Here is a 1,603-nt window from a genome sequence, read left to right as displayed (position 1 = left end):
GAGTCCACTGAAAAAATAGGTCTCTTACTTTTAATAAAGTGAAAACCGAGGAATCGCTCATTAATTTGAGCGAATTCCTCGGTTATTTTGTGTTTATTAAGGTCATAATTCGTTTCATATTGACCACGAAGATGCTTGTGGCTGCCTGTAACTCCATGTTGAAAAGACCTGATGCCCTTGCGACATCAAAGCCATGTCTCTGTTTTAGTTCGGCATTCTTCGCTTCGATTTTATAGCGATGTCTGGCCATTTCTTTAAAATAAGGTGTTTCTTGAAATTTCTTCTGAAAAAGATGGTCGTTACTCTTAATGGTTATTGAATAAGTTTTAGACTTTGCCCCCTCCTGATAACACCCTTCCTTGGAAAGGCAATTCTTACACTTCTCAATATCAAAGTAATGAGTGACAACTTGATTCTTATTTTGATATTTTTTCCCTGTCCTTGCTTTGCGAACAGCCATGTGTCCTTCTGGACAGACAAATAGCCCTGCATCTTTATTAAATTCAAACGCATCCTCTTCTTTACGGTAACCTTTTGAAACAGAAGGGTTCAGTTTGGATACCAAATGAATCTTTTCTTTGCGAGCTAGTTGAATGTTGTCCTTTCCTGAATAAGCCGCATCACCAATAATAGTCTCGATGTCCAGACTATTTTCCTTTGTTTTGGCATATAACTCAGGTAAATATTTCCCATCACTTTGTTCTCCAGAAGTGACCACACAAGCAGTAATAATCCGTTCATCCGTCATAGCGATATGACTTTTATATCCATAGAAAGAGGTGTCTGCTGTCTTATGTCCAAGCCTAGCCTCCTCTTTAACAGAAGCTTCCAAATGTTCTAAGTCGTCCTCAACAGCTTCTTTTAGGTAATTGAACTTTTGAGAAACAGCCGGTAGGGCTAAGAGTTCCTCATGTTTTTCAACCACAGCCATTAACTCCTCTGTATATGTCAACTCTGCTTCGAGATTATCTTCTTGAGGTTTCTTTGGAAATTCTATTTTGATATCTTCTGAATGTTGATAAATTGTTTTACGTAAAGCTTTTGAACGCTCTCTAAGGATTTCTTGGGGTTTCTTATGATTATAATGAGATTTGGTGTGAGTGGCATCCACAATGAGGATTTTACTCTTAATCAAGTTATGTTCGAGTGCAATTTGAACAGACTTCTGAATCAATACATCAAGCAGTTTGTCATCTTTAATTCTTAGCTTTCTAAATTTTGTCAGAGAGGATGGCTCGATAACAGAATCTTCAGGAGCCAGACCAAGAAAAAATTTAAAGGCCATATCTGACAAGGAACGTTCCACCACATCGACATCTGATAACTTATAAATATCTTTCAACAAGAGATATTTGAACATCATAATCGGTGAATAAGCTTTACGCCCAAAATCGGGATGATAATTCTTTTCTAGTTCATCATAAATAAAGCTAAAATCACAGAGTTCAGTTAGCTGACGTAAAAAGTGGGTTTTAGGAACAACGATATTATACAAACTAGAATAAGGACTGACATCCATAGTTAACTGATTATCAAGCATGATTTCACCTCATCTCTAGTATAACAAAAAAGCCATCAAGTTGATGACTTTTTCAGTGGGCTC

The 1,603-nt window shown here is 36.9% G+C and carries 1 protein-coding gene; it reads right to left on the bottom strand.

Annotated features, from left to right (window positions below; genetic code table 11):
* Nucleotides 1-82: 82 nt before the first annotated feature.
* Nucleotides 83-1,540, bottom strand: coding sequence for an IS1182 family transposase (locus B7695_RS06225; RefSeq protein WP_084890486.1), 1,458 nt, complete (start codon nucleotides 1,538-1,540; stop codon nucleotides 83-85).
* Between the last annotated feature and the right edge of the window lie 63 nt (nucleotides 1,541-1,603).

Origin of the sequence: Streptococcus mitis, assembly GCF_002096845.1 — a bacterium.
GTDB classification, from domain to species: domain Bacteria; phylum Bacillota; class Bacilli; order Lactobacillales; family Streptococcaceae; genus Streptococcus; species Streptococcus mitis_A.
The sequence above is the reverse complement of the archived record's forward strand: the minus strand, read 5'-3'. Positions and strand labels throughout refer to the sequence as shown.